The organism is Meridianimarinicoccus sp. MJW13 (assembly GCF_014901205.1).
Classification (GTDB): domain Bacteria; phylum Pseudomonadota; class Alphaproteobacteria; order Rhodobacterales; family Rhodobacteraceae; genus Meridianimarinicoccus.
In genome coordinates this window covers 91,314-114,741 of sequence record NZ_JACNMU010000007.1, presented here as the reverse complement: position 1 = coordinate 114,741, position 23,428 = coordinate 91,314, and the positions used below count along the sequence as shown (strand labels likewise).

Genomic DNA, 23,428 nt, shown 5'->3' with positions numbered 1-23,428 from the left:
CGATCTGATGGGAAAGGGCCTTTCGGGGCCCTTTTTCTATGTGCGCGGCCGATGACCCGGCGCAGCGCTGGCCGCAATGCGGGGCAGAAGGTCGGCGAGAATCAGGTAAAGATCCGCGCGTTCGTCGCTGGACAGGAACGCGCCCAGTTCAACCTCGCGCCCGGCCCCTTTCAGGGTCAGGTATTTCTCTACCGGTCCGGTCTTGTCGTGCAGATGCACCGACACCCAATAGGGATTCGCCTGCCAGGATTGATCCGACGCCCGGCGGGCGCGGCGGGTAAGGGTCACGAGATCGGACCACAGGGTCAACTCTTCCAGGATCTCGCCATCGCGATAGTTCTTCTGCAGCAACGCCCACATCAGCCCCAGTGCCAACATCACGAAGGGCAACAGCCCCCACAGCACCGGCGTACCGATCACCGCCAGAAGCGGCAGCAGCACCAGTCCGAAGGTGATGGCGATGAACAGCACGAATCCCTTCTTGGGCAGGGATCGGTGCGGCCACAGGTGCAGCACCGCCAGCGGCGTCTGCCCCCGGTCATGAAAAGAGGCCCCGGAAATCTCCGGGGCCTCCTTCGTCTCATTGACCCATTCGATGGGCATTCAGTGCGCGTGGCCCTTGTCCCAGTCGCTCTGCTTGGGGAGCGTCTCGAACGTGTGCTCCGGCGGCGGCGAGGGCAGGGTCCATTCCAGCGTGTCCGCGTATTCGTTCCAGTAGTTGTTCTCGGTCACCTTCTGGCCGCGCGTCAGCGTGTACCAGACGATGTAGATGAACAGAACGAACGAGGCGAAGGAGATGAACGCGCCGATCGAGGAGACCGTGTTCCAGAAGGCAAAGGCTTCGGGATAGTCGATGTAGCGGCGCGGCATACCCTGACGGCCCAGGAAGTGCTGCGGGAAGAAGGTCAGGTTGGAACCGATGAACATCATCCAGAAGTGGATGCGGCCCAGTCCCTCGGGATACTGCCGTCCCGACATCTTGCCGATGTAGAAGTAGATCCCGGCGAAGATCGCGAAGACCGCCCCCAGCGACATCACATAGTGGAAGTGTGCCACCACATAGTAGGTGTCATGATAGGCCCGGTCCACAGCCGCCTGGCTGAGCACGATGCCGGTCACACCACCCACGGTGAACAGGAACAGGAAGCCGAAGGCCCAGAGCATGGGCACCTTGAATTCCACCGAACCGCCCCACATGGTCGCGATCCAGCTGAACACCTTCACCCCGGTGGGCACGGCGATCACCATCGTGGCCAGCATGAAGTAGGACTGCTGCGTCAGCGACATGCCCACGGTGTACATGTGGTGCGCCCAGACGACGAAGCCCAGAACCCCGATGGCCACCATCGCCCAGACCATCGGCAGGTAGCCGAAGATCGGCTTGCGCGAGAAAGTCGCGATGACATGGCTGATGATGCCAAAGCCGGGCAGGATGATGATGTAGACTTCCGGGTGGCCGAAGAACCACAGGATGTGCTGGTAGAGGATCGGGTCACCGCCACCGGCCGGGTCGAAGAAGGTCGTCCCGAAATTGCGGTCGGTCAGCAGCATGGTGATGGCGCCTGCCAGAACCGGCAGCGACAGCAGGATCAGCCAAGCCGTGACGAAGATCGACCACGAGAACAGCGGCACCTTGAACAGGGTCATCCCCGGCGCGCGCATGTTCAGGAAGGTGGTGATCATGTTGATCGCGCCCAGGATCGAGCTGGCGCCCGACACGTGGACCGCGAAGATCGCCAGATCCATCGACATGCCGGCCTCGGTCGTCGAGAGCGGTGGATAGAGCACCCAGCCCACCCCTGAACCAAGCTGGCTGTTGCCCCCCGGTGTCAGCATCGAGGCAACGCCCAGGCAAACGCCGGTGACATAGAGCCAGAACGACAGGTTGTTCAGACGCGGAAACGCCATGTCCGGCGCGCCGATCTGCAACGGCATGAAATAGTTGCCGAAACCGCCGAACAGGGCCGGAATCACCACGAAGAACATCATCAGGACGCCGTGATAGGTGATCATCACGTTCCAGATATGTCCGTTCGGGGTGCAGGGGTCGGCCATGAAGCCTTCCATGCACATGAACTGCACACCGGGGCTCATCAGCTCCAGCCGCATGAACACGGTGAAAAGGACCGAGATCAGACCGACAACACCTGACACGAACAGGTAGAGGATCCCGATATCCTTGTGGTTGGTAGACATGAACCAACGAGTGAACCAGCCGCGCTGGTCTTCATGGTCATGGCCGTGAATGGCTGCGTCCGCCATACGTGCCTCCCGATTGCTAATTCCTACCGGACGCAGGGGTCCGGACTTCACGATGTTTGTAGTCGTCCGCCCATGCCGGTGCAATGACAGACAGCGGTTTGATCTGTGTCATTGTACCGCCACTGTGTGCGCCCTTAGCGTGGCAGTCTCGGCGCGTAAAGCGCCATTGAAGCTTGGAAAATCAGACTATCGCATATGAGCATGCGAAGGCCGCGACATTTTGTTACGGTTGTTTCGGGCAAGTCTGTATCCAACGGTGTGTGACGCCCTGCGGCATTCGCCTCACCCTCGTTGTGCTTGATCCAGTTTGCACAATCGGCGCAGCAGATCCGCGATGCTCTTGTCGGCGCACGTGACATCGACACCTTTGGACCAGCCCTCCACTTCCGCAATCAACTCTGCCGGCAGCGCGCAATCGCAGGACTGCAAGCGATCGATCATGGCCTTCGCGAGGTCTTGCAACGCCGGAGGCTGGTTGTAGGTGTCGGGATCCACAAGGGTGCGGGCCTTGTAATACTCATAGTCCCACCACTTGGGATCCTTGTCGACGGCGGTGCGGTCGGCGGGACTCATCCGGCCCATCAGGTTCCGGTTGGCCGGATACAGATGGTGGAGCGCATAGGCTACAAGATCCTCGCGCAACACCCAAGGCGTCGGTTCTTTCCAGTTCAGCTGCCGCGCCGCGATGAATTCCACCTGTGGTGTGTGCGCGTTTTCCCGGAATTCCCGGTTGCGGGTCATGAAGTACAGCAACGACGTCGGGATACCCGAGTTGCTGTTGGCCAGCGCCGGCGGCTCTGCATCCAGAATGTCATAGAAGGAACTGACCGCATCCGAACTGGCCAGCCGGACCGACACACGTTCCACACCCGGTACCTGGGACCAAACATGCGCAAGCGCGTTCCAACGCGCCGACTCGATATTGGCGCGCACAAACCGGTCCAGCGTGACATCGGACCACACGCCCCATTGCCACCAGGCGCTGTTGAGCCATTCCACCGGCGGCCGGACGAAGACCACCGCATGGGCTGACAGGTTTTCCTTTTCGAGGAAACGTGCTTCGGCGAACTGTTTGGCGCGATTGATCCAGCCCTCGGCTGACAGGATGGGCGTGCGGCCGTCCTCGACAATCTTGCGCAGGTGGCCCGGCATCTGTTCCATCCAAGGGTTGGGCTGGTTCGGGCTGGCATCGGGGGATGATGTATACCCGAAGACCGACTTGCGGGCGTCTTTGGTGATGTCATCGCCCGCGATCAACCCGCCACGATGATGCGCCGCGACATAGGAAAATCGTTGTCCCGTGCGCGACTGGAAGTCCGGCTGTTGCGACAGCGTCGCCTGCAGCGAACTGCTGCCGCATTTCGGCGCGCCAATGTGCAGGACAATGTCTTCCTTGATACTCATGACTGCAACTTTCCATGTCGTGCCCATGGGGCGGGGCGTCACCACTTACATCGTGGTTTGGTACGATTTCAGTTTCGACCGTTCAAACGTCTTGCAAACGTCTTGCGCAGGGCAGCGTCCACATCGTCCATGGTCACCGGAAGCCCCAGATCCACAAGGCTGGTGACGCCATGTTCACGAATGCCACAGGGGACAATGCCGTCGAAATGGCTCAGGTCGGGTTCCACGTTGATCGACAGGCCGTGGAAGCTGACCCAGCGGCGCAGGCGCAGGCCGATGGCGGCGATCTTGTCTTCTTGCGGGGTGCCATCCGCGTTCAGGGGTTTGTCGTGGCGCACCACCCAGACCCCGACGCGGCCCGCGCGGCGTTCGCCCTTGACGTTGAACTCGGCCAGCGTGTCGATGACCCAATCCTCGACCTGCGCCACGAACTGGCGCACGTCGCGCCCGCGCTTTGTCAGGTCCAGCATGACATAGGCCACGCGCTGGCCCGGCCCGTGATACGTGTATTGCCCGCCCCGGCCTGCATCAAAGACCGGAAAGCGGTCCGGATCGGTCAGGTCGGCGGGATCGGCGCTGGTTCCGGCGGTGTAGAGGGGCGGATGCTCCAACAACCAGATCTGTTCATCGGCGGTGCCGTTGCGGATGGCCGCGGCACGGGCTTCCATGGCCGCCAAGGCGTCCGGGTAGGGCGTCAAGCCGTCTGTGATGGTCCAGGTAACCACGCGGGTCCTCATGCGTTTTCGGGGGTTCTAGCGGGCGCCGGGGCGCGGGGCAATCGGCAAAGCCGCGCGGTTTGACGGTGTGAATATCCGTCCCAAAGGCCGGGATCCCATGCTGCGAAAAAAGTGCCTTTCGGGCCGGGAAAACCGCTTCACATCCTTGAAACGGTCGGATACACCCCCGCCACTGTCACTGAGATGCGGTCGTGGCGGAATTGGTAGACGCGCAGCGTTGAGGTCGCTGTGGGGTAACTCCCGTGGAAGTTCGAGTCTTCTCGACCGCACCAGGACAGTCCTTCGGACATGATGACTTTGCTTCTGCCCGACCTGGCAGAGGTCGACGGTCTCTAGCCGAGCACTTGCAGCCAGAACCAGACTGTTCCCACCGACACTGTCGTGCCCAGCAAGACCGCTGACGCCGCGACCCGGCGGGCCGAACCGTACATGTCGGCAAAGACATATGTGTTGACGCCCGGCGCCATGGCGGCGGTAAGAACAGCGGCGCGGAACGCGTCGGGCGGCAGGTTCAGAACCTGACCCATGATCCAGACGATGGCCGGATGCACCAGCACCGAGATCGCCACGATAAAGGCGATGGCCTTGGCGTCGCCTTCGGGGCGATAGCGGGTCAGAACGCCGCCCAATGCAAACAGCGCCGCCGGAAGGGCGGTGCGGGCGATAAGGTCGGCGGAGTCGTTCAGTGCGCCGGGCACCGGCAGCCCGGTCAGGTTGACCAGCAGACCCAGCGCCAGCCCGATCACCAGCGCGTTCGAGAACATCGCCTTGAGAATGCGCAGCGAGGTGCGCCAGGTGCTCTGGCTGCCGCCGCGCACAATCTCCATCGCGGTGATGCCCACCAGGTAGCAGAACGGCGCGTGGATCGAGATGATGGCGAAATTCGGGGCCAGCGACTCGGCCCCATAAGCGCGTTCAGCGATCGGCAGTCCCAGCATGACCGAATTGGAAAACAATCCGCAAAAGCCGATGGCGACGCAATCGCTCCAGGATCTGTGAAACAGGAAGCGCGCGCCCAGAAGGCCCAGCACGAACCCCGAAAACGCGCCGACATAAAAGCTGGACAACAGGCGCAGATCAAAGCCTGCCGACAGGTCCAGCGTGGATATCGCGCGGAACAGCAGGCAGGGGATGGCGAATTTCTGCGTGAACTGCATCAGCCCGTTCACGTTGCTGTCACTGAACAACCCGCGCGCCGTGGTCAGATAGCCCGCCCCGATCACCAGAAAGACGGGCAGGACGACCTCGATCAGCGCGCCCAAGGATCAGACCGGAAAGCTGAGGGTGAGGCCGTCATGCGCCGGTACCACGTGGTCCGGGGTTTCGGCGGCCACCGTGGCATAGTCCAGATCGATATGCATGTTGGTCAGCACCGCGCGGCGCGGGGCCAGCTTGGCGATCCATTCCAGGCTGCGCGCCAGATGCGCATGGGTGGGATGGGGTTTGCGGCGCAGGGCATCGACGATGAAACAGTCCAGCCCTTCCAGCATTGGCCAGGCAGCATCCGGAATCTCGGAGACATCCGGCAGATAGGCCACGTCCCCGATGCGAAACCCCAGCGCCTCGATGCCGCCGTGGGCCACCGCGAAGGGCCGCAGCACCACATCGCCGCCGGGGCCGGGCACCACCACATCACCGCGGATGAGCTTCAGGTTCAGGATCGGCGGATAGGGAGAGCCCTCGGGCTGCACGAAGGCATACCCGAAGCGCGACAGCAGGTTGTCGCTGGTTTCCTCGTCGGCCCAGACATCCAGACGCTCGCGGGTGTTGAACACGATCTGGCGCAGGTCATCCAACCCGTGCACATGGTCGGCGTGGCTGTGGGTATAAACGACGCCGTTCAGCACACCGACGCCGGAACTCAGCAATTGGTCGCGCATGTCGGGCGAGGTGTCGATCAGCACCGTCGTGGTTCCCGCGTCGCCCTCACGCTCGACCAGCAGTGAACAGCGCCGCCGCCGGTTGCGGGGGTTGTCGGGGTCGCATTCACCCCAATGCCCGCCCAGTCGGGGGACCCCGCCCGACGATCCGCAGCCCAGGATGGTCAACCGGATCTCGCCCATCAGGCGGCATCCGCGGCACGCCAGGCGGCGGCCTTGGCGAACAAGCGGTCGAAATTTTCGCTGGTCTGGCGGGCGAACTCTGCCGTGCTGACGCCGAAAACCTCGGCCCCGACGGCGGCGGTCTTGGCGACATAGGCCGGTTCATTGCGCCTGCCACGATGCGGCGGTGGCGCGAGGTAGGGGGCGTCGGTTTCGACAAGGATGCGGTCCAGGGATGCTTCCTTGAAGATGTCGCGCAGCTCTTGCGAGCGCGGGAAGGCCGCGATGCCTGACATGGACAGGTAGAAGCCCAGCTCCAGCATCGCCAGTCCCAGGTCGCGCCCCGACGAGAAGCAATGCATCACGCAGTCGAAGGCCCCGGCCCGGTGTTCCTCGGTCAGGATGCGGGCCATGTCGTCGTCGGCGGCGCGGGCATGGATGATCAGCGGCAGGCCGGTCTGACGGGCGGCCTCGATATGGATGCGCAGGCTGTCCTGCTGCACGCCCGCGCTTTCCGAGGTGTAATAATAGTCCAGCCCGGTCTCGCCGATGCCCACGAATTTCGGATGCGCGGCCAGTGCCACCAGATCGTCGACCGCGGCCAGAGGCTCCTCTGCCGCGCTCATCGGGTGGGTGCCCCCGGCCCAGAACACCGGATCATGGGCCTCGGCAATGGCGCGCACCTGCGGGGCGTTGCGCAGCCGGGTGCAGATGGTGACCATGCGGCTCACGCCAGCCTCGGTGGCGCGGGCAATCACCTCGGGCAGCTCGTCCTGGAAATCCGGGAAATCAAGGTGGCAATGGCTGTCGACCAGCCGGGGCTGTGGGGAATCTGTCATGACGCGATGGTTACCTTCCGGCGGCGCAGTCTGCTGCCAGCTTGTCTATTCTCAGAACCATATCGAGGATGAGGCTGTGAGCGTCAAGATTGACCGCCAATCCGCGCCGAACCCGCGCGGATTCGTCCTGCTGTGCCTGCGCCCATCGGCGACCCGCATCCGGGCCGGGCGCCAACCGCGCCAGCGGGTCGTCACCGCCCAGAACACCGGCGCGGGCGATCCGCGCCATGGCCTGATCCATCAGGTCCAGACACAGGCTGCGCTTGTCCTGGGCATCGCGCGCCGACAGACCCGCGGCCAGCGCCACCGCCCGCATCCGGTCGACACCGGGCATGGAGGCCAGAAGCGCGTCGATCTCGCGGCCCAGCGACACCCCGTCATGGACCTGCAGGCGCAGCGCGCCGCCGGGGCTGCCGTCGGCCAGTTGCGCAAGTGCTGTGCGTTCTTCCGCAGGCGTGTCGGGCAACAGGCGCGCCAGCACCTCGGCCATCTGCGCCTCGGGCAACCGGGCGCAGGGCAGGGTGCGGCAGCGTGAACGGATGGTCGGCAACAGGCGCGAAGGCATGTGGCTGACCAGCAGGAAAACCGTCTGCGCGGGCGGTTCCTCCAGCCGTTTCAGCAGCGCGTTGGCGGCATTGGCGTTCATCTCGTCGGCGGCATCAACGATCACCACGCGGCGGCCGCCGTCGGGCCGCGACAGGGCGAAAAACCCGTTCAAGGCGCGCACTTCGTCCACGGTGATGACCGTGCGCAGCTTCCTGGTCTTGGCGTCCCAGCCGCGCCGCAACAGGAACAGGCCAGGTTCGGAAAGCGCCTCGATCCGGCTGAGCGGCGCGGGATCGGGACCGGGGTCAAGGCTGGTCAGCGGCTCGGGTGCCCCGAACAGGCCCGCATCCGAGGATGGCTCGGGCGAGGTCAGTAGGAACCGCGCCAGCCGCCACGCCAGCGTGGCCTTGCCGATACCGGGCGGGCCGGTGATCAGCCATGCATGGTGCAACCGGCCGGTATTCACCGCTTCCAGAAACTGGCCTTGTGCCCGCTCATGGCCCACCAGCGACGGCGCAAACCTTGGATGCGCGGCCCCTTCGGCGCGGTCGGGTTCGGGCAGGTCCGGGGCGGTGCCGATCATGCCTTTTCGGTCTCGAACGCTGCCCGTACACGGGCGGCCACGGCGTCAAGCGACCCGGTGCCGTCGATCAGGCGCACACGCTCCGGCGCTTGTCGGGCAAGATCGTGAAACCCGGCGCGCAGACGTTCCTGAAAGCTCAGGCCGAACCCTTCGAACCGGCTTTCATCCTGCGCCGCGCCGGCCTCGCGCGCGACAGCGCGGTCCAGGCCTTGCGCCGGGGGCAGATCAAGAACGAATGTCAGGTCAGGCTGCACCCCGATCATCAGCGTGTGCAGCCGGTCCACCATGTCGGTCAGGTCGCCGCGCGTGGTGCCCTGATAGACCCGCGTGCTGTCGGCGAAGCGGTCGGTGATGACCGTGGCACCCCGGTCAAGGGCCGGCTGGATGGTGCGTTCCCAATGATCGCGCCGGGCGGCGGTGAACAGCAGGATCTCGGTTTCCGGCGACCAGCGGTCGGGTTCGCCGCCCAGGACCAGACGGCGGATGTCCTCGGCCCCGGGCGAGCCGCCGGGTTCGCGGGTCAGCACCACCTCGCGGCCCTGCGCCCGCAGATGCTCTGCCAGCAACCGCGCCTGTGTGGACTTGCCGCTGCCGTCGATGCCTTCGAAGCTGATGAACCGGGGCGGCTGGTGCGCGGCGCTCAAAACAGCCCTTCCGCCTGACCGATGACCCGCGACACCAGCACCTGACCGGCGCTGCGCAGGCGCGGGACGAATCCGCCGAAGGTCACATCCTGATCCGACACCAGCGGCAGGCGGGCCTCGGGCAGGCCGGGGCGGGTGATGACCAGTTCGGCCACCGGCTGACCTGCGGCGATCGGCGCCTGCAGCGGGCTGTCAAAGACCACTTCTGCCGCGACATCGTTCTGCACAGCGCCGGTCAGGACCTTCAGGTCATCGGGGACCACCAGTCCGATCTTCTGGACGTTGCCCATCCAGACATCCGCCTCGGCGATGCGTTCGCCTGCCTCGGCCACCTCGACCTCGACGAACTGGCGGAAGGCCCAGCTGACGATGCGCTCGGCCTCCTGCGCGCGGGCGGCCGCCGACGTCAGGCCGGTGACGACAAAGACAATGCGCCGTGTGCCCTGCCGGGCCGAACCGACCAGCCCGTAACCGGCTTCCTCGGTATGGCCGGTCTTCAGCCCGTCGGCGCCGATATCCAGCTTCAGCAGCGGATTGCGGTTGAACCGGTTGTCCGGCGCGCGACCGTCGAATTCATACTCGGGCATGGCGAAGAAGCCATAGTATTCCGGGAAATCCTCGATCAGGTGCTCGGCCAGAATGGCCAGATCCCGCATGCTCATCCGGTGGTTGGGATTGGGCCAGCCCGACGCGTTGGCGAAGGTGGAATTTTCCATCCCCAGCTCTTTCGCGCGGGCGTTCATCATCCGGGCAAATGCGTCTTCGGTGCCCGCCAGCCCTTCGGCCACGACCACGGTGGCATCATTGCCCGATTGCACGATGATGCCCTTGATCAACTCTTCGGACGAGGGGCGGTCACGTTCGTTCAGGAACATGGTCGAGCCGCCCATCTGCCGCGCCTTGGTGGACACGCCAAAACGGGTGTCCAGCGTGACGTTGGGATTGTCGCGCAGGGCCTCGAACAGCATCAGCAGGGTCATCAGCTTCGACATGGAGGCCGGCGGCAAGGCAATATCGGGCTGCTTTTCCAGCAGCACGGTGTCGGTGCCAAGATCCACGACAAAGGCCGCTTTGGCTTGCGTTTCGAACGCGGTCTGAGCCGCGGCCGGAAGGGAGAGAAGGGCCAGAGTAAGGCCGGTGGTCACGAAGGCGCGCAGCATGTCAGGTCCTTGTCTGATCCGCATGGCGGCACCCTAGCACCGGGTTTGGGCAAGTCCAACCACGCCGGGCGCGGAGAATCGGGATCCGGTCCGGTGCGGTGACGTACCGGGGAGGGCCGTGGTCTTCGGATCAAAGGTCTTTCGGTTGCGAAAAGTGCGGCGTTCGGCACGCGGACGGCGGCAAGGCAGGGGATCCGGGCGCAATGCCACCCTTTCCTGACGCGGGCAGTTGGCCGCTTGCGACAAAAACCGCGCCCTCCAGCGACAGCATTGCCTGCCGCGGGTCAGGGGATCAGGATAACATCAACGGCGCATGACAGCGGCACGACCTTGGGTCGTTTCCCGAAGATGCCGCCCGAACCCTGTTGGAAAGGCGTGCCAATGGCAGAGATCAACTGGGACACGCATCGCCGTGAGGAACACGGGCTGGGGCGGCTGCAGGAGTTTCTCAAGCAGATCGTCTACGGCGGCAATGACGGGATCGTCACGACCTTCGCCATCGTCGCGGGTTTCGCCGGGGCTTCGGCCGAGGGGGCTGCGCAGATCGGGGCGCTGGCGGTTCTGGTGTTCGGTCTGGCCAATCTTTTCGCCGACGCGGTGTCGATGGGGCTGGGCGAGTTCCTGTCAACCCGGTCGCAGCGGGATCTGTACGTGTCGCAGCGCCGGGTCGAACTTGCGGAACTGCGAACCAACCCCGAGCAGGAGCGGCGGGAGATCGTGCAGATGCTTGCCGAACGCGGGATGCCGCTTGAAACGGCAGACCGTGTCTCGCACGACCTGATTGATTGCCCGGAACTGGTTGCCGACATGATGATGAGCTACGAATTGCAGATGCAGGACATGCGCAACGGCTCCCCGGCGCTGGATGGCCTGATGACCTTCCTGTCCTTCGTCGCCTTCGGGGTGATTCCGCTGACGCCCTATTTCCTGTTCGATCCCAGTCAGGCGGTGTTCCTGGCCTCGGTCTTGGCAACGTTCACCGCCCTTGTATTGCTGGGTCTGCTGCGCTGGTGGTCGACGCGGGAAAGCGTCTTGCGCTGTGTCGGAGAGACGGTTCTGGTGGGCACCACCTGCGCCATCGTGGCCTTTGCCGTGGGCGCGATTGTGGCAGGCTAGAACGATCAGGGGTCAAGGGCCGTGCCGGAGTTTGCGGGGATAAGGTGCCGCGCCGCCGCGCGGTATCCGTTCGGAAAGCAGGCGTGATGCGTCTTCTGTTTCCCGGCGGGTCCGGAAACGCCGGGCGGCATGTCGGCCGGCACCTGAGGGATCTCGGTCAGCAGAAGGTCAACACGGACCTGCTGCCCGTGGACAGGGATCAGGGTGTTTCCAACCGCAAGATCAGGACGATGCCGGGCTTCAAGGAACAGCCCGACGGGCAAACCCCCATCGCAGAGGCTGACCGGAAAGCGTGCGATCCGCGCCAATGTGCGAGGGATCAGAGCCGGCCAGCTAGGCCAGCACCTTGATGCGGGTCATCATGCCCGAGGCGGCATGGGCCAGCATGTGGCAATGGAACACCCAGTCGCCGGGATTGCTGGCCACGAAGGCGATCTCGCGCTGCTCGTCCGCGAACATCAGCAGCGTGTCGCGCAGCGGACCCAGGGTGCCGTCGGGGTGAACCTCGCGGAAGTGATGGCCGTGCAGATGCATGGCGTGCGGAAACATGGTGTCGTTCTGCAGTGTCACGCGCACCGTCTGGCCCCGCTCGGCCACGAACAGCGGTTCCTCCGGCATGCCGACCATCCCGTTGAAAGCCCAGAACTGGCCATTTTCCGCCGCCTCCCGGAAACTGACCTTGCGGTCGTCCATCCGGGCCGAGGCAAAGCCCCGCATCGCGCCGCCATCCATCTGAAGATGGCTTTGCAACGCGCCGTCCAGCCCCGCGACCACCATGTCCGGATTGGGCGGCAAGGGGGACGGGGTGCCCCTTGGCTGAGTCGCGGCCACGCCACGCACCTCGAAAAGAACCTGCGAAAATGCTTCGTCGCCCTCGATCCGCACAAGATGCGCGGCGCTGCCATCTCCGGCGGTGACGTCGACGATCAGGTCGATGCGTTGCGCCGGGGCAAGCAGAAGTGACTCGTTCAACGGGCGCGGGGTGTCGAGCGGCATTCCGTCCAGCGCAACGACCCAACCCGCCAGCCCCTGAACGTTCAGGTCGAAAATCCTGGCGGTGGCCACATTGATCAGGCGCAGGCGCAGGCGTTCGTTCTGACGGGCCTGCAGGGTCTTGTTGAAGACGCCGTTGGTTATGGTGATGTTGCCGATCCGGCCAGCATGGCTGAAGTCATGCATGTTTCCGAAACCGGCGATCTGGCCGGTCTCGGGATCCAGCCGGAAATCGTCCAGCATCAGGATCTCGTCGCGATCCACGTCGGGGCCTTCGCGTTCCTCGACGATCAGCGGGCCGTGCAATCCGCGCGCCACCTGTTCGTAGGACTGGTTGTGCGAATGGTACCAGTAGGTGCCGGCATCGGGCAGATCGAAGTCATACAGAAAGGTCTCGCCCGGTGGCACGGCCGACTGCGTGACCCCCGGCACCCCGTCCATGGCATTGTCGATACGGATGCCATGCCAATGCACCGAGGTCGGCGCGGACAACGCATTGACCAGCGTGCGGGTCAGGCGGCTGCCCTGCGGCGCGCGGATTTCCGGCCCCGGCAGTTTTCCGTCAAAGCTCCAGACCTGCGTCAGCGGATAGCCTTCCGGCGCGATCTGGGCCTGCGCCAGTCGCGCCTCGATCACCTCGGCGGTCGGTGCGGCGGCCTCCAGGGACTTTGGCACCAACGGCAGGGCCGCAAAGCTGGCACCGGTTTTCAGAAGCGTTCTGCGGGCGATCATCGGGCAGGTTCCTTGCATGTGCGCACAAGTGGTCTGGGTGTTGGCACGGTGTCGACCACGTCTGGATATTCGGACAATAGCACCGCTGGGGCCGCTGGCCAGAGGGCTGGGGCAAACCCCGGCGGAGCGGAGGCAGTTTGCAGGTGTTCGTCAGTGCAGCCCATGAAATCGCCAGCCGTCGGAAACTCCCCTTGCGGGCCGCAAACACCGCCGCGTAAGCTTTGACCATTCAACAGTCAGGCCATGCGACACCCGAAGACTTCACGTTAATCCAGTCAGTTAATCGCGGACGCGCCATGGGGTAACCGGAGAAATCCCGGTCCGGAGCCGGTTCGCCATTTCACTGCGGGCGCCGCAGCACAGGGAGATACTGCTTTGACCACGGAAAAATCGACGGCCGCCACGGACAGCATCGAGGACGAGATCTACGGCGCGAGCGATCAGGCGCGGCAACTTCCGCGGGCACAATTTCCCGATGGGGCACGCCAACCGCAGCATGTCTATGCCGCGATCCGGGATGAATTGATGCTGGACGGCAATGCCCGTCAGAACCTTGCCACCTTCTGCCAGACCTGGGAGGAGCCGGAAGTTCACCAGTTGATGGAAGATTGCATCGACAAGAACATGGTGGACAAGGACGAATACCCCCTGACCGCCGAGATCGAGGCGCGCTGCGTGCGGATGCTGGCGCACCTGTGGAACGCGCCGGAAGGCCCCGCGGTCGGCACCTCGACCACCGGATCGAGCGAGGCGGCGATGCTGGGCGGGCTGGCGATGAAGCGCCGCTGGGAAGCGCGCCAGAAAGCCGCTGGCAAACCCATCGGCAAGCCCAACCTGATCACCGGACCGGTGCAGATCTGCTGGCACAAGTTCACCCGCTACTGGGACATCGAGCACCGCGAAATCCCCATGGAAAACGGCCGCCTGCTGATGACGCCGGAAGAGGTTCTGGCGCGCTGCGACGAGAACACCATCGGTGTCGTGCCCACTTTGGGCGTCACCTTTACCGGGGAGTACGAGCCGGTGCAGGCGGTCAGCGATGCGCTGGACCGCTATCAGGCCGAAACCGGACTGGACATTCCGATCCATGTGGACGGCGCCAGCGGCGCTTTCCTGGCCCCGTTTTGTGCCCTGGATATCCCGTGGGATTTCAGCCTGCCGCGGGTCAAGTCGATCAACGCCTCCGGCCACAAGTTCGGCCTGGCGCCGCTGGGGGTTGGCTGGGTCATGTGGCGCGAGGCAGCGGATCTGCCCGAGGACATGGTGTTCTGGGTCAACTACCTTGGTGGCAACATGCGCGACATCGCGCTGAACTTCTCGCGGCCGGGCGGGCAAGTGGTTTGTCAGTATTACAACTTCCTGCGGCTGGGGCGCGAAGGCTACCGCAAGGTGCATTCCGCCTGCTACCAGAGCGCCGCGTTCATTGCGCGCGAGATCGCCGCGATGGGCCCGTTCGAGATTGTCTTCGGCGGAGAGCCCGACAAGGGAATCCCGGCAGTGTCGTGGAAACTGAAAGACGGTGCAGACCCCGGTTTCACGCTGTTCGATCTGGCGGATCGCTTGCGCGTCCGTGGGTGGCAGGTGCCGGCCTATACGCTTCCGGCGAACTGTCAGGAACAGGCGATCCAGCGGATTCTTGTGCGCAACGGGGTCAGCCATGACCTGTGTTCGCTTCTGATCATGGACATGAAAAAGGCCATGGAGCACTTCAAGGCGCACCCGATCCAGCGGCCCATGACCGATGAAGATGCCACGGGTTTCCATCATTGAAGACAGGGATGGCGGCAGGCCGGCTGGCTGAGGGCATCGCATGACCGGACATCCGGCGGATTTCAGAACTGCGGGGGCCTGGCGATTTGTCACCCTGCGCCGGTATTCCAATCGCGCCCGCCCCTTGGTCTGGCGCGCCCGCCAGAACCGCAAGGGTCTGCTGCGGGACGAGCGCGGGCACGAGGCCCTCGCCATTCCGTTCTGGCACAGCAGCACCTACAACTGGATCATCGGACTGGTGTTCGCCATCGGGGCGATGCTGTTCATGCTGGGCGCGGGGGCATCCTTGCTGCCGACAAGTTGGGGCGGCATCCCTTCCGGCACCCAGATCGCGGTGATTTTCTTCCTTGGCTCCATCCCGTTCACCACGGCGGGCTACCTGCAGCACTTCCAGGCCGCCAATGCCGATGACTTCCGCCCAGATCCGAAGGACATTCGCCGAGGCGACCGCATCGCGCTGATCGGCTGGCATCCGAAAAACCCCGGCTGGCTGAGCACCTTTGCGCAGTTCGTCGGCACGGTCGCCTTCAACTTCAACACCTTCGATGCGATCAACGCACCGTCGCAATGGCTTCTGCAGGACCTGGTGATCTGGGGGCCGGGCATGATCGGCTCGATCCTGTTTCTGCTGTCCGGCTACCTGGCCTTCATCGAGGTCTGCCACGGCTACTGGGCCTGGCGACCCAAGGACCTGGACTGGATCATCGTGAGCATCAACATGCTTGGATGCGTCTTTTTCCTGGTGTCCAGCCTGTTGGCCTTCGTGCCCGCGCAGGCAGAGCCGGGATGGATCCTGATCGTGGCCAATGCGCTGCTCGGGCTGGGCGCGCTGTGCTTTTTCATCGGGGCGGTGCTGCTGATGCGTGAAAGCGCCCAAGCTCGCAGGGCGGGAGCGCCCACATCAGCCTAGGGTGACCATCACAACCGCCCCGCTGTCAGCTTGCCTTCCGGGTGAGGTAGATTGGACGGTACGCGATCTGGGGCGCAATTCTGGCCTTTGAAGTCAAACCACGCCCCCATCGCTTGATATGTATCAAGCGGGGAGATGCTTGCGGCGGCGTATCATGCCCTAACGAAGCCGTTTGAGGCCGTAAGAATGACACGGACGAAATCGGAGACCGGGCGTTGCCACCGGCTCTGGCCGTTCCGCAGAGGCACTTCGCCGGTCGTCACCAGAGGCAGCAGAAATGAAGAGGTCCAGATGAAATCCACAGCCCTCACCGGGACAATCGCGGCGACATTGATTGCCAGCGTCCTGCCGGCCGCCACACGGGCCGACGAGGCGGACGCGCGGCGCATCCTTCAGTCCATGTCGAATTACCTTGGGGCGCTCGACGCGTTCTCTTTCAACTTCGACACGGAACAGGATGTGGTCACCGTCGATGGCGAGAAACTGGGGCTTGCGCACTCGGGCCATATCGCCGTGGCGCGCCCCGGTCAGGTCCATGTGACCAGCAAGGGCGGCTTCACCGATCTTGAGATGGCCTTTGATGGTACGATCCTTGCCGTGGCCGACGCCGACACCGCGCTCTATACCAGCGTGCCGTTCGCGGGCGATCTGGCCGGTCTGATCGACGCCCTGCGCGACACCTACGCCCGGCCGCTTCCGGCGGCGGATCTTCTGATCCCCAATGCAGCGGCAACGCTGATGGAGGGGGTGACCGAGGTGAAGGATCTGGGCAGCGGTGTGATTGGCGGCATCGAATGCGATCATCTGGCGTTCCGCAACCCCCAGGCCGACTGGCAGCTTTGGGTCGCGCAGGGGGACACGCCGTACCCGTGCCGCTTTGTCATCACCTCGCGCGACGTGGCCCAGGCCCCGCAATACCGCGTCACCGTGCGCGACTGGCGCGAAACAGCTGACGGCGCCGCGTTTTCCTTCGCACCCGCCGACGGGATGATGGAAGTGGACATGGAAACCTTTGCCCTCAAAGCCCCGAATTTTCCCACCCATCTGACGCTGGAGGCCAGCCAATGACCCGTACTGCGCGCTTTGCTTGTGTTCTCGCCGGCCTGTTCGCCCTGACTGCCGCTGTCGAATTTGCCGGAACCCAATTCGGAACCGGCTCCATTGTCCCGGCGGCAGAGGCGCGCGTCGGACGCCCGCTGACCCCGGTCAGTGTTGCGGGTGTTGGCCGACGCACTGTGCGCCGCTGCGCCGTGGGTGTATACGATTGCTAAGGCCACAGGGGGGCACGCCGTGACATCCCGGCTGTTCCAAGAGTCTCTTCGAAAGGAATGATGACATGATCAGACCGAACTCAAAACTCATCGCATTCTGCGCCGGTCTGGCATTGGCGCCGGCCTGTGCGGGCGCGCAGGACTGGAATTACGCGGCCTCGATCTATGGCTGGCTTCCCGGCCTTGGCGGATCCGTCGACACTGCGTACGGCAAGGTTGATCTGGAAAGCAGCGGCGGCGATATCCTGGACAACCTCAAGGGCGCGTTCATGGGCACCTTCGAGGCCCGCAATGATCGCTGGGGCTTCGTTCTGGACGGGGTCTATGCCAATCTTGGAAAGAAGGAAGACGCCCCCGCAGGAACCGCTTTCGACACCGTAGAAGTGAACACCAAGGTCACGGCGGTCAGCGGCTATGCGCTGTATCGGGCCTATGATGCGCCCAATGCGGATTTCGACGTCGGGATCGGCTTTCGATCCTTCGGCGTCGAATTGGAGACCGATTTCAACGCGTCAGGGTCTTCGGGCAGCCAGTCCAACAAGGCCGACTCCAACTGGACCGTTCCCCTGGTGGTCGCACGTCTGCGGGTGCCTTTCGGCAACGATTGGTACGGCAGGGTGGTCGCCGATGTGGGCGGATTGTCGTCCGACACCTCGACCTGGCAGGCGCTGGCCAGCGTCGGCTACCAGTTCAATGAAAGCTGGTCGGCGGAAGTCGGCTATCGCTACATGGACATCCAGAAGAAGATCGGCGGTTCGCAAGCCGATCTCGGTCTTGGCGGTTTCCTGATCGGCGGCACCTATCGCTTCTGACGCACCGTTTGATCCCGGATGATCCAGACAAAACGCCCGACCGAAATCCGGTCGGGCGTTTCTTGTTGGTCGCATCAATGCGTGCCGCAGAGAGTGCTCAGAACATGAACTCGTCGACCGGCGCATAAAGCTGGCTGGGATTGTACCAGGCCGGATCCATGTTGACGTTTTCAACCGACAGGGTGGTGCCGTCGTACCGGTAGAATTCCCAGCCGGTTTCATAGGTGGCGGCGCGGAACACCAACTCGCCATCGATGACATCCAGGTTGGTGACGCCGGATCCGCCGGGACCGTCTGCGATGTTGAAGACCATCTCGTCGACGCCAGTGGTGCCGTCGATCCGCCAGAGCTCCTGTCCGTGTATCCCGTTGTCGGCGGCGAAATAGAGGTCGCCGTCGAACACGGTCAATTGCTGCGGGTTCGATCCCGCGCTGCCGCTGTTGATGTCGGCCACAAGGCTGACCGCGCCGGTGGTGCCGTCCATCTTGTGCAATTCGGTGCCGCTGGTCGGACTGTCGGCGGTGAAATACAGATCCCCGTTGAAGGCGGTCAGTTCCGCCGGGTTCGAACTGGCGCTGCCGGGCTGAATGCTGGTCACGGTGGTGACGGTGCCGGTGGTGCCGTCCATCTTGCGCAACTCGACCCCGGTGGTCACGGTTTCGGCGGTGAAATACAGATCCCCGGCAAATTCGGTCAGTTGCGAGGGGTTCGAACTGCCGATCCCCAGATACAGGTCCGCAACAAGACTGACCGCGCCGGTGGTGCCGTCCAGCTTGCGCAACTCGGTGCCGATGGTGGCATCGCTGGCCCGGAAATAGAGGTCGCCGTTGAATTCGAACAGGTTGCTGGCATAGGAGCTGCCGTTGCCGGCATTGATGTCGGCGACAAGGCTGACGGTGCCGGTGGTGCCATCCATTTTGCGCAGCTCGAATCCGTTGGTCGGATCGAAGGCCGAGAAGTAGAGATCGCCGTTGAACGCGGTCAGATCCATGGGGCTGGAACTGCCACTGCCGCTGCTCAGGTCGGCCACAAGGCTGACGGTGCCCGTGGTGCCATCCAGCTTGCGCAACTCGGCCCCGTTGGTCAGATCGAAGGCGGTGAAATACAGGTCGCCGTTCAACGCGGTCAACTGGCTGGGGGTACTGCTGCCGCTGCCGGTGAAGATGTCGGCGACAAGGCCGACATAGCCAGTGGTGCCTTCCAGAATATGCAATTCCGTGCCGCTGCTGCCGTTCGACGCCGTGAAATAGAGATCGCCGTTGAACTCGGTGAACAGGGCCGGGCTGGAGAACCCCGCACCGGGATTGATGTCGGCCACCAAGCTGATCGTGCCTGTGGTGCCGTCCCGCTTGTACAACTCTGCACCGCTGGCCAGATCGTAGGCCGAGAAATAGGTGTCGCCGTTGAAGGCGAAAAACCCGGTGGTGGCGGCATTGGAGGACGCGTCGTTGATCGGCGCGACCTTGGTGGTCGCCGTGCCATCGTGAGAGAACAGGGCATTGCCAGAGCCGTCGTTGGCCTGGAACACAAGCTTCCCGTCGACCACCACCAACTCGCTGGGGAAAGAACTGCCGCTGCCTGCGAACAGATCGGCCACCAGGCTGACCGCGCCCGTAGTGCCGTCCAGCCGGCGCAACTCATAGCCGCTGGTGGCGTCATAGGCGCTGAAATACAGGTCGCCGTTGTACGCCGTCACATGCGCGATGTTGGAACTGGCGCTGCCGCTGTTGACGTCCGCGGCAAGGCTGACCCCGCCGGTGGTGCCGTCCAGCTTGAACAACTCGGACCCATGGGTTGCATCCGTGGCGCGGAAGTATAGGTCGCCGTTCAACTCGGTCATGTCCGAGGGCGAAGCGCTGGCGCTGCCGGGGTTCAGGTCCGTCACAAGTCCGACCATGCCGGTGAGGCCGTCCAGCATGCGCAACTCGGCGCCGTCGGCATCCGAAGCGGAGAAGTAGAGGTCGCCGTTGAACACGGTCAATTCCTTGGGCGACGACCCGAAGCTGCCCGGTTCAAGGTCGGCCACAAGGCTGACCGCACCGGTGGTGCCATCCATGCGGCGCAATTCAGTGCCGTTCGCGGCGTCCTTGGCTGTGAAATACAGATCCCCGTTGAACGCGATCAACTGTGCCGGGTTCGACCCGCTGGCACCAGCGTACAGATCAGACACCAGGCTGACGGCGCCGGTGGTGCCGTCCATCTTGCGCAATTCCTGCCCGTTGGCCGGATCGCTGGCGCTGAAGTAGAGGTCGCCGTTGAAGGCAAACAGCTCCTTGGGGGCAGAGCCGCCGCTGCCGGGGTTCAGATCGGCCACCAGGCTGACCGCGCCGGTGATGCCATCCATCTTGCGCAACTCGGAGCCATGGGTGGGATCGGAGGCGGTGAAATACAGATCGCCGTTGAGTGCCAGCAGGTTGGCGGGTGTAGAGCCGCCGCTGCCGGCATTGATGTCGGCCACCATGGAAATCGCACCGGTCGCGCCGTCCAGCTTGCGCAACTCGTTGCCGTTGATCGGATCGCTTGCGGTAAAATACAGATCCCCATCCAGTTCCGCGAAATTCTTGGGGAAGGTGCTGTCAGTGCCGGCGGCAGAGTCGGCAATCCGGCGCGCGACCCCGTCCTCGTCCAGCCCCCACAACTCGTAGCCGCCAGACACATCGTAGCCCTGATAGAACAGGACATAGCGGTCCGCGCCCGCGATGGTCACGGTCACGGTTGCCGTATCGGTGCCGCCGTGGCCGTCGTCGATGGTATAGGTGAAGCTGTCCAGGGCGCTTTCGCCGCCGTGCAGGGCGTCGAACTGGCCGTTGGGATCATAGGTGAAGGTGCCATCGCCATTGTAGCTGACCAGCCCGCCTTCCACCGAGACCGCGTCGAAACCCGTCACCGTCAGCGTGTCCGAGGTATCCGGATCGGTGTCGTTGGCCAGCACATTGATGGTCACGACGGAAGAAGCCTCGCCGGTCGCCGCAGTGTTGTCCTCGGCGGTGGGGGCATCGTTGGTGCCGGTGATGGTGATGGTCACGGTGGCGGTATCGGTGTCGCCATTGGCGTCGGTGGCGAGATAGGTGAAACTGTCGGTCAGGGTTTCGCCCACCGCCAGCGCCTGCACGGCCGGATCCCCATTGTTCAGGCTGTAGGAATAGCTGCCATCGCCATTCAGGGTCAGGCTGCCCAGGGCAGGGCCCGTCACCAGACTTACCGTCGCCGGGGCGTCCAGAAGGCTGTCGTTGTCGGTGACATTGCCGGACAGGTCAGGGCCATCCTCGGCCACGGTCACCAGATCATCGACAGCGATGGCAGGCGGGTCGGTGGGATCGACCGGGTTGCCATCGACGTAGACCTCCAGGTTCTCCACCCGGTTGACCCGCAGCGTCTGTCCTTCGAAGCAGGTGAAGTAGAAGAATTCCTTCTCGGCTTCCTGGGTGCCGCCGGCGGTCTTGTCGGACATGAAGACCAGGTAGGCGGCGATCTGCGTCTGAACCTCAGGATCCAGCCACTCGGCCGATGACATCAAAAGTCGCAGGGTGTCGTAGCCAAGACCGCCATCAATGGTGTCCGTTGCTCCAGCATTGATGGCCACGTCATAGAGCAAGACGTCATCGCCCCGTCGCCCGCGCAGCGTGTCGCTGCCCGCGCCGCCCGACAGCACATCGTCGTCGCGGGTACCATGTATGTCTTCATCCGCCGGTGTGCCGTTGATGATAATTCCGGACATGGGCAATTCTCCTTGAACGTCATGCCTAAAAACAACTTAGAGGATACACAATCTTTACCTGTGATTGTGCGGAGATTTGGACAGATTCGTATCGATCTGGCGCTGAAATCTAGGGAAAATGCTGATTTGAGGGTGAAAACTGGTCGGGAGGGGGCTGCTGGACCCCGTGGTGCCTGCCCGAATCGCACAGTGCCCTGCTGTGCGCGGAAGGCCGCCACGTCCCGCGCGAACGCGGCAATTCCGAGGGATTTCAGTTCACGATCGCGACCCGGATGCGGTCGATGTCCCAACCCGCGTCACATTGGGCGGCGGCCGATCACCGCTGTTCTACAGGCGGCGGTCGGGGCAGTCCCGGCGGTATCGCAGGGCGGCCCGGAGGGTCAGGCGGTTTTCCCGGTGAATGCCTCGCGCAGCAGGTTCTTTTGCACCTTGCCCATCGTATTGCGGGGCAGTTCATCGAGAATGCGAATGGCGCGCGGGTGCTTGAACCGGGCAAGTTGCGGGCGCAGCGCCTCCAGCAACGCTTCCGGGTCGGGGGTGGCGCCGGTGGCGGGAACAACGGCAGCGATCACCGCCTCGCCGAAATCGGCATCCGGCACGCCGACCACGGCGGATTCGCCCACGCCGGGCAAGGTGTCGAGCAGAACCTCGATTTCCTTGGGGTAGATGTTGTAGCCGCCCGAGATGATCAGGTCTTTCTGCCGGCCGACAATCGACAGATACCCAAGCTCGTCGATCTGGCCGAGATCGCCGGTGATGAAAAAGCCGTTCTCGCGCAGTTCCTCGGCGGTCTTTTCCGGCATCCGCCAGTAGCCCTTGAAGACGTTTGGACCGCGCACTTCGATCATGCCGATGTCGCCGTCGGGCAGCACCTTGCCGGTCTCGGGGTCGGTGATGCGCAGATCGACGCCCGGCAGTGGAAAACCGACGGTGCCGGCGCGGCGGGCGCCGTCGTAGGGGTTTGAGACGTTCATGTTCGTCTCGGTCATGCCATAGCGTTCGAGGATCCGGTGACCGGTACGGCTTTCGAATTCCGTGTGCGTTTCTGCCAGAAGCGGCGCCGAGCCGGACACGAAAAGCCGCATATGCGCCACCAGATCCCCGGTGAACCGATCGTCGCCGAGAAGCCGGGTATAAAAGGTGGGCACGCCCATCAGCGCCGTGGCGCGGGGCAGGTCGGCGATGATGGCATTGATTTCGAACGCGGGATGAAACAGCATCGCGCCGCCCGTCAGCGCGACCACATTGACGGCCACGAACAGCCCATGCGTGTGAAAGATCGGCAGCGCATGCAGCAGCACGTCGCTGTCCGAAAAGCGCCACAGATCGGCCAATGACTGGGCGTTCGACAGCAGGTTGTCATGGCTCAGCATGGCGCCCTTGGAGCGTCCGGTGGTGCCGGATGTATACAGGATCGCGGCCAGGTCTTCGGGGCCGCAGGGCAGGGGCGCCTGGTCCGCGCTTGCCGCCTGTGCCCGGTCCATCAGGCTGCCCGCGCCTTGTGCGTCGAGGGTCAGCAGGGTCGTGTCTTGCGACAGCAGAGGCGCAATCGCGTCTTCCTTGCCCGGATCACAGATCACCAGTCCCGGCTCGGCGTCGCCGATGAAGTACCCAAGCTCGGACGGCGTATAGGCGGTATTGAGCGGCAACAGCACCAGACCGGCGCGCAAACAGGCGGCGTAGATGGCCAGCGCCTGCGCGGACTTTCCGGTTTGCACCGCAACCCGGTCCCCCTTTTCCAGCCCCAGATCGGTAAACACATTGGCCATGCGCGCCGAAAGCGTGAGGAAATCCCTGTAGGTCAACGCCTCGCCGTCGGGCAGCAGCAGAAAAGGCGCCTCGCTTGTCGCGTGGCGTCCGAAAAGGCTGTCGAAAAGATAGTTGGTCAT

Annotated in this window: 18 protein-coding genes and 1 tRNA gene; 6 read left to right on the top strand and 13 right to left on the bottom strand. The window is 63.8% G+C overall.

The window, feature by feature from the left end; all coding sequences use genetic code 11:
* Positions 1-36: 36 nt before the first annotated feature.
* The 4 genes from H8B03_RS13690 to lipB all read right to left on the bottom strand — a co-directional run bounded on the left by H8B03_RS13690 (position 37) and on the right by lipB (position 4,403).
* Entirely contained in the window at positions 37-603 is a 567-nt protein-coding gene (locus H8B03_RS13690; protein WP_193142434.1) for a DUF2244 domain-containing protein, read from the bottom strand.
* Entirely contained in the window at positions 604-2,262 is a 1,659-nt protein-coding gene (gene ctaD / locus H8B03_RS13685; RefSeq protein WP_193142433.1) for a cytochrome c oxidase subunit I, read from the bottom strand.
* A 282-nt stretch (positions 2,263-2,544) separates the two neighbouring features.
* A complete protein-coding gene (locus H8B03_RS13680) occupies positions 2,545-3,666 on the bottom strand; it encodes a hypothetical protein (RefSeq protein ID WP_193142432.1) in 1,122 nt (373 codons plus the stop codon).
* 68 nt (positions 3,667-3,734) lie between these two features.
* On the bottom strand, positions 3,735-4,403 hold the full coding sequence (gene lipB, locus H8B03_RS13675) for a lipoyl(octanoyl) transferase LipB (RefSeq protein WP_193142431.1): 669 nt from the start codon (positions 4,401-4,403) through the stop codon (positions 3,735-3,737).
* A 185-nt stretch (positions 4,404-4,588) separates the two neighbouring features.
* On the opposite strand from lipB, the gene H8B03_RS13670 reads away from it, so the two are divergent.
* Positions 4,589-4,675, top strand: a tRNA-Leu gene (locus H8B03_RS13670).
* Between the two features lie 60 nt (positions 4,676-4,735).
* On the opposite strand, the gene H8B03_RS13665 is transcribed toward H8B03_RS13670, so the two are convergent.
* The 6 genes from H8B03_RS13665 to H8B03_RS13640 are packed head-to-tail and all read right to left on the bottom strand — an operon-like array spanning position 4,736 to position 10,241.
* Positions 4,736-5,665, bottom strand: coding sequence for an AEC family transporter (locus H8B03_RS13665; protein WP_193142430.1), 930 nt, complete (start codon positions 5,663-5,665; stop codon positions 4,736-4,738).
* Between the two features lie 3 nt (positions 5,666-5,668).
* Positions 5,669-6,466: an MBL fold metallo-hydrolase gene (locus H8B03_RS13660; protein ID WP_193142429.1), complete on the bottom strand. Its 798-nt coding sequence runs from the start codon at positions 6,464-6,466 to the stop codon at positions 5,669-5,671.
* Positions 6,466-7,284, bottom strand: a complete 819-nt coding sequence (locus H8B03_RS13655; RefSeq protein ID WP_193142428.1) for a TatD family hydrolase — start codon at positions 7,282-7,284, stop codon at positions 6,466-6,468. The genes H8B03_RS13660 and H8B03_RS13655 overlap by 1 nt, the downstream gene beginning before the upstream one ends.
* Positions 7,285-7,294: 10 nt before the next feature.
* The gene (locus H8B03_RS13650) at positions 7,295-8,413 is read right to left on the bottom strand and encodes a DNA polymerase III subunit delta' (protein WP_193142427.1); all 1,119 of its coding nucleotides are present in this window, start codon (positions 8,411-8,413) and stop codon (positions 7,295-7,297) included.
* Complete coding sequence (gene tmk / locus H8B03_RS13645; RefSeq protein WP_193142426.1) at positions 8,410-9,057, bottom strand: dTMP kinase; 648 nt, start codon at positions 9,055-9,057, stop codon at positions 8,410-8,412. The genes H8B03_RS13650 and tmk overlap by 4 nt, the downstream gene beginning before the upstream one ends.
* The gene (locus H8B03_RS13640) at positions 9,054-10,241 is read right to left on the bottom strand and encodes a D-alanyl-D-alanine carboxypeptidase family protein (protein ID WP_394355474.1); all 1,188 of its coding nucleotides are present in this window, start codon (positions 10,239-10,241) and stop codon (positions 9,054-9,056) included. The genes tmk and H8B03_RS13640 overlap by 4 nt, the downstream gene beginning before the upstream one ends.
* A 357-nt stretch (positions 10,242-10,598) precedes the next feature.
* On the opposite strand from H8B03_RS13640, the gene H8B03_RS13635 reads away from it, so the two are divergent.
* Positions 10,599-11,333, top strand: coding sequence for a VIT1/CCC1 transporter family protein (locus H8B03_RS13635; RefSeq protein ID WP_193142425.1), 735 nt, complete (start codon positions 10,599-10,601; stop codon positions 11,331-11,333).
* 333 nt (positions 11,334-11,666) lie between these two features.
* Here the strand turns inward: H8B03_RS13635 and H8B03_RS13630 are convergent, their stop codons facing one another.
* Positions 11,667-13,058 carry a multicopper oxidase family protein gene (locus tag H8B03_RS13630; RefSeq protein WP_193142424.1) on the bottom strand — a complete coding sequence of 464 codons (1,392 nt, stop codon included), beginning with the start codon at positions 13,056-13,058 and terminating at the stop codon, positions 11,667-11,669.
* A 375-nt stretch (positions 13,059-13,433) separates the two neighbouring features.
* On the opposite strand from H8B03_RS13630, the gene H8B03_RS13625 reads away from it, so the two are divergent.
* The 4 genes from H8B03_RS13625 to H8B03_RS13610 all read left to right on the top strand — a co-directional run bounded on the left by H8B03_RS13625 (position 13,434) and on the right by H8B03_RS13610 (position 17,821).
* Complete coding sequence (locus tag H8B03_RS13625) at positions 13,434-14,828, top strand: glutamate decarboxylase (protein WP_193142423.1); 1,395 nt, start codon at positions 13,434-13,436, stop codon at positions 14,826-14,828.
* 40 nt (positions 14,829-14,868) lie between these two features.
* A complete protein-coding gene (locus H8B03_RS13620; protein ID WP_193142422.1) occupies positions 14,869-15,738 on the top strand; it encodes a hypothetical protein in 870 nt (289 codons plus the stop codon).
* A 291-nt stretch (positions 15,739-16,029) separates the two neighbouring features.
* Positions 16,030-16,806, top strand: coding sequence for a DUF2092 domain-containing protein (locus H8B03_RS13615; protein WP_193142421.1), 777 nt, complete (start codon positions 16,030-16,032; stop codon positions 16,804-16,806).
* 268 nt (positions 16,807-17,074) lie between these two features.
* Complete coding sequence (locus H8B03_RS13610) at positions 17,075-17,821, top strand: outer membrane protein (RefSeq protein WP_193142420.1); 747 nt, start codon at positions 17,075-17,077, stop codon at positions 17,819-17,821.
* 97 nt (positions 17,822-17,918) lie between these two features.
* On the opposite strand, the gene H8B03_RS13605 is transcribed toward H8B03_RS13610, so the two are convergent.
* Together H8B03_RS13605 and H8B03_RS13600 are read right to left on the bottom strand one after the other, a co-directional pair.
* Positions 17,919-21,539, bottom strand: a complete 3,621-nt coding sequence (locus tag H8B03_RS13605) for an Ig-like domain-containing protein (protein WP_193142419.1) — start codon at positions 21,537-21,539, stop codon at positions 17,919-17,921.
* A gap of 380 nt (positions 21,540-21,919) precedes the next feature.
* Complete coding sequence (locus H8B03_RS13600) at positions 21,920-23,428, bottom strand: malonyl-CoA synthase (RefSeq protein ID WP_193142418.1); 1,509 nt, start codon at positions 23,426-23,428, stop codon at positions 21,920-21,922.

Excerpts from the sequence above, each read along its gene's own strand:
- H8B03_RS13690 (WP_193142434.1), bottom strand. The coding sequence starts at position 603 with ATGCCCATCGAATGGGTCAATGAGACGAAGGAGGCCCCGGAGATTTCC.
- ctaD (WP_193142433.1), bottom strand. The coding sequence starts at position 2,262 with ATGGCGGACGCAGCCATTCACGGCCATGACCATGAAGACCAGCGCGGC.
- H8B03_RS13680 (WP_193142432.1), bottom strand. The coding sequence starts at position 3,666 with ATGAGTATCAAGGAAGACATTGTCCTGCACATTGGCGCGCCGAAATGC.
- lipB (WP_193142431.1), bottom strand. The coding sequence starts at position 4,403 with ATGAGGACCCGCGTGGTTACCTGGACCATCACAGACGGCTTGACGCCC.
- H8B03_RS13660 (WP_193142429.1), bottom strand. The coding sequence starts at position 6,466 with ATGGGCGAGATCCGGTTGACCATCCTGGGCTGCGGATCGTCGGGCGGG.
- H8B03_RS13655 (WP_193142428.1), bottom strand. The coding sequence starts at position 7,284 with ATGACAGATTCCCCACAGCCCCGGCTGGTCGACAGCCATTGCCACCTT.
- H8B03_RS13650 (WP_193142427.1), bottom strand. The coding sequence starts at position 8,413 with ATGATCGGCACCGCCCCGGACCTGCCCGAACCCGACCGCGCCGAAGGG.
- H8B03_RS13640 (WP_394355474.1), bottom strand. The coding sequence starts at position 10,241 with ATGCGGATCAGACAAGGACCTGACATGCTGCGCGCCTTCGTGACCACC.
- H8B03_RS13635 (WP_193142425.1), top strand. The coding sequence starts at position 10,599 with ATGGCAGAGATCAACTGGGACACGCATCGCCGTGAGGAACACGGGCTG.
- H8B03_RS13630 (WP_193142424.1), bottom strand. The coding sequence starts at position 13,058 with ATGATCGCCCGCAGAACGCTTCTGAAAACCGGTGCCAGCTTTGCGGCC.
- H8B03_RS13620 (WP_193142422.1), top strand. The coding sequence starts at position 14,869 with ATGACCGGACATCCGGCGGATTTCAGAACTGCGGGGGCCTGGCGATTT.
- H8B03_RS13615 (WP_193142421.1), top strand. The coding sequence starts at position 16,030 with ATGAAATCCACAGCCCTCACCGGGACAATCGCGGCGACATTGATTGCC.
- H8B03_RS13610 (WP_193142420.1), top strand. The coding sequence starts at position 17,075 with ATGATCAGACCGAACTCAAAACTCATCGCATTCTGCGCCGGTCTGGCA.
- H8B03_RS13605 (WP_193142419.1), bottom strand. The coding sequence starts at position 21,539 with ATGTCCGGAATTATCATCAACGGCACACCGGCGGATGAAGACATACAT.
- H8B03_RS13600 (WP_193142418.1), bottom strand. The coding sequence starts at position 23,428 with ATGACCAACTATCTTTTCGACAGCCTTTTCGGACGCCACGCGACAAGC.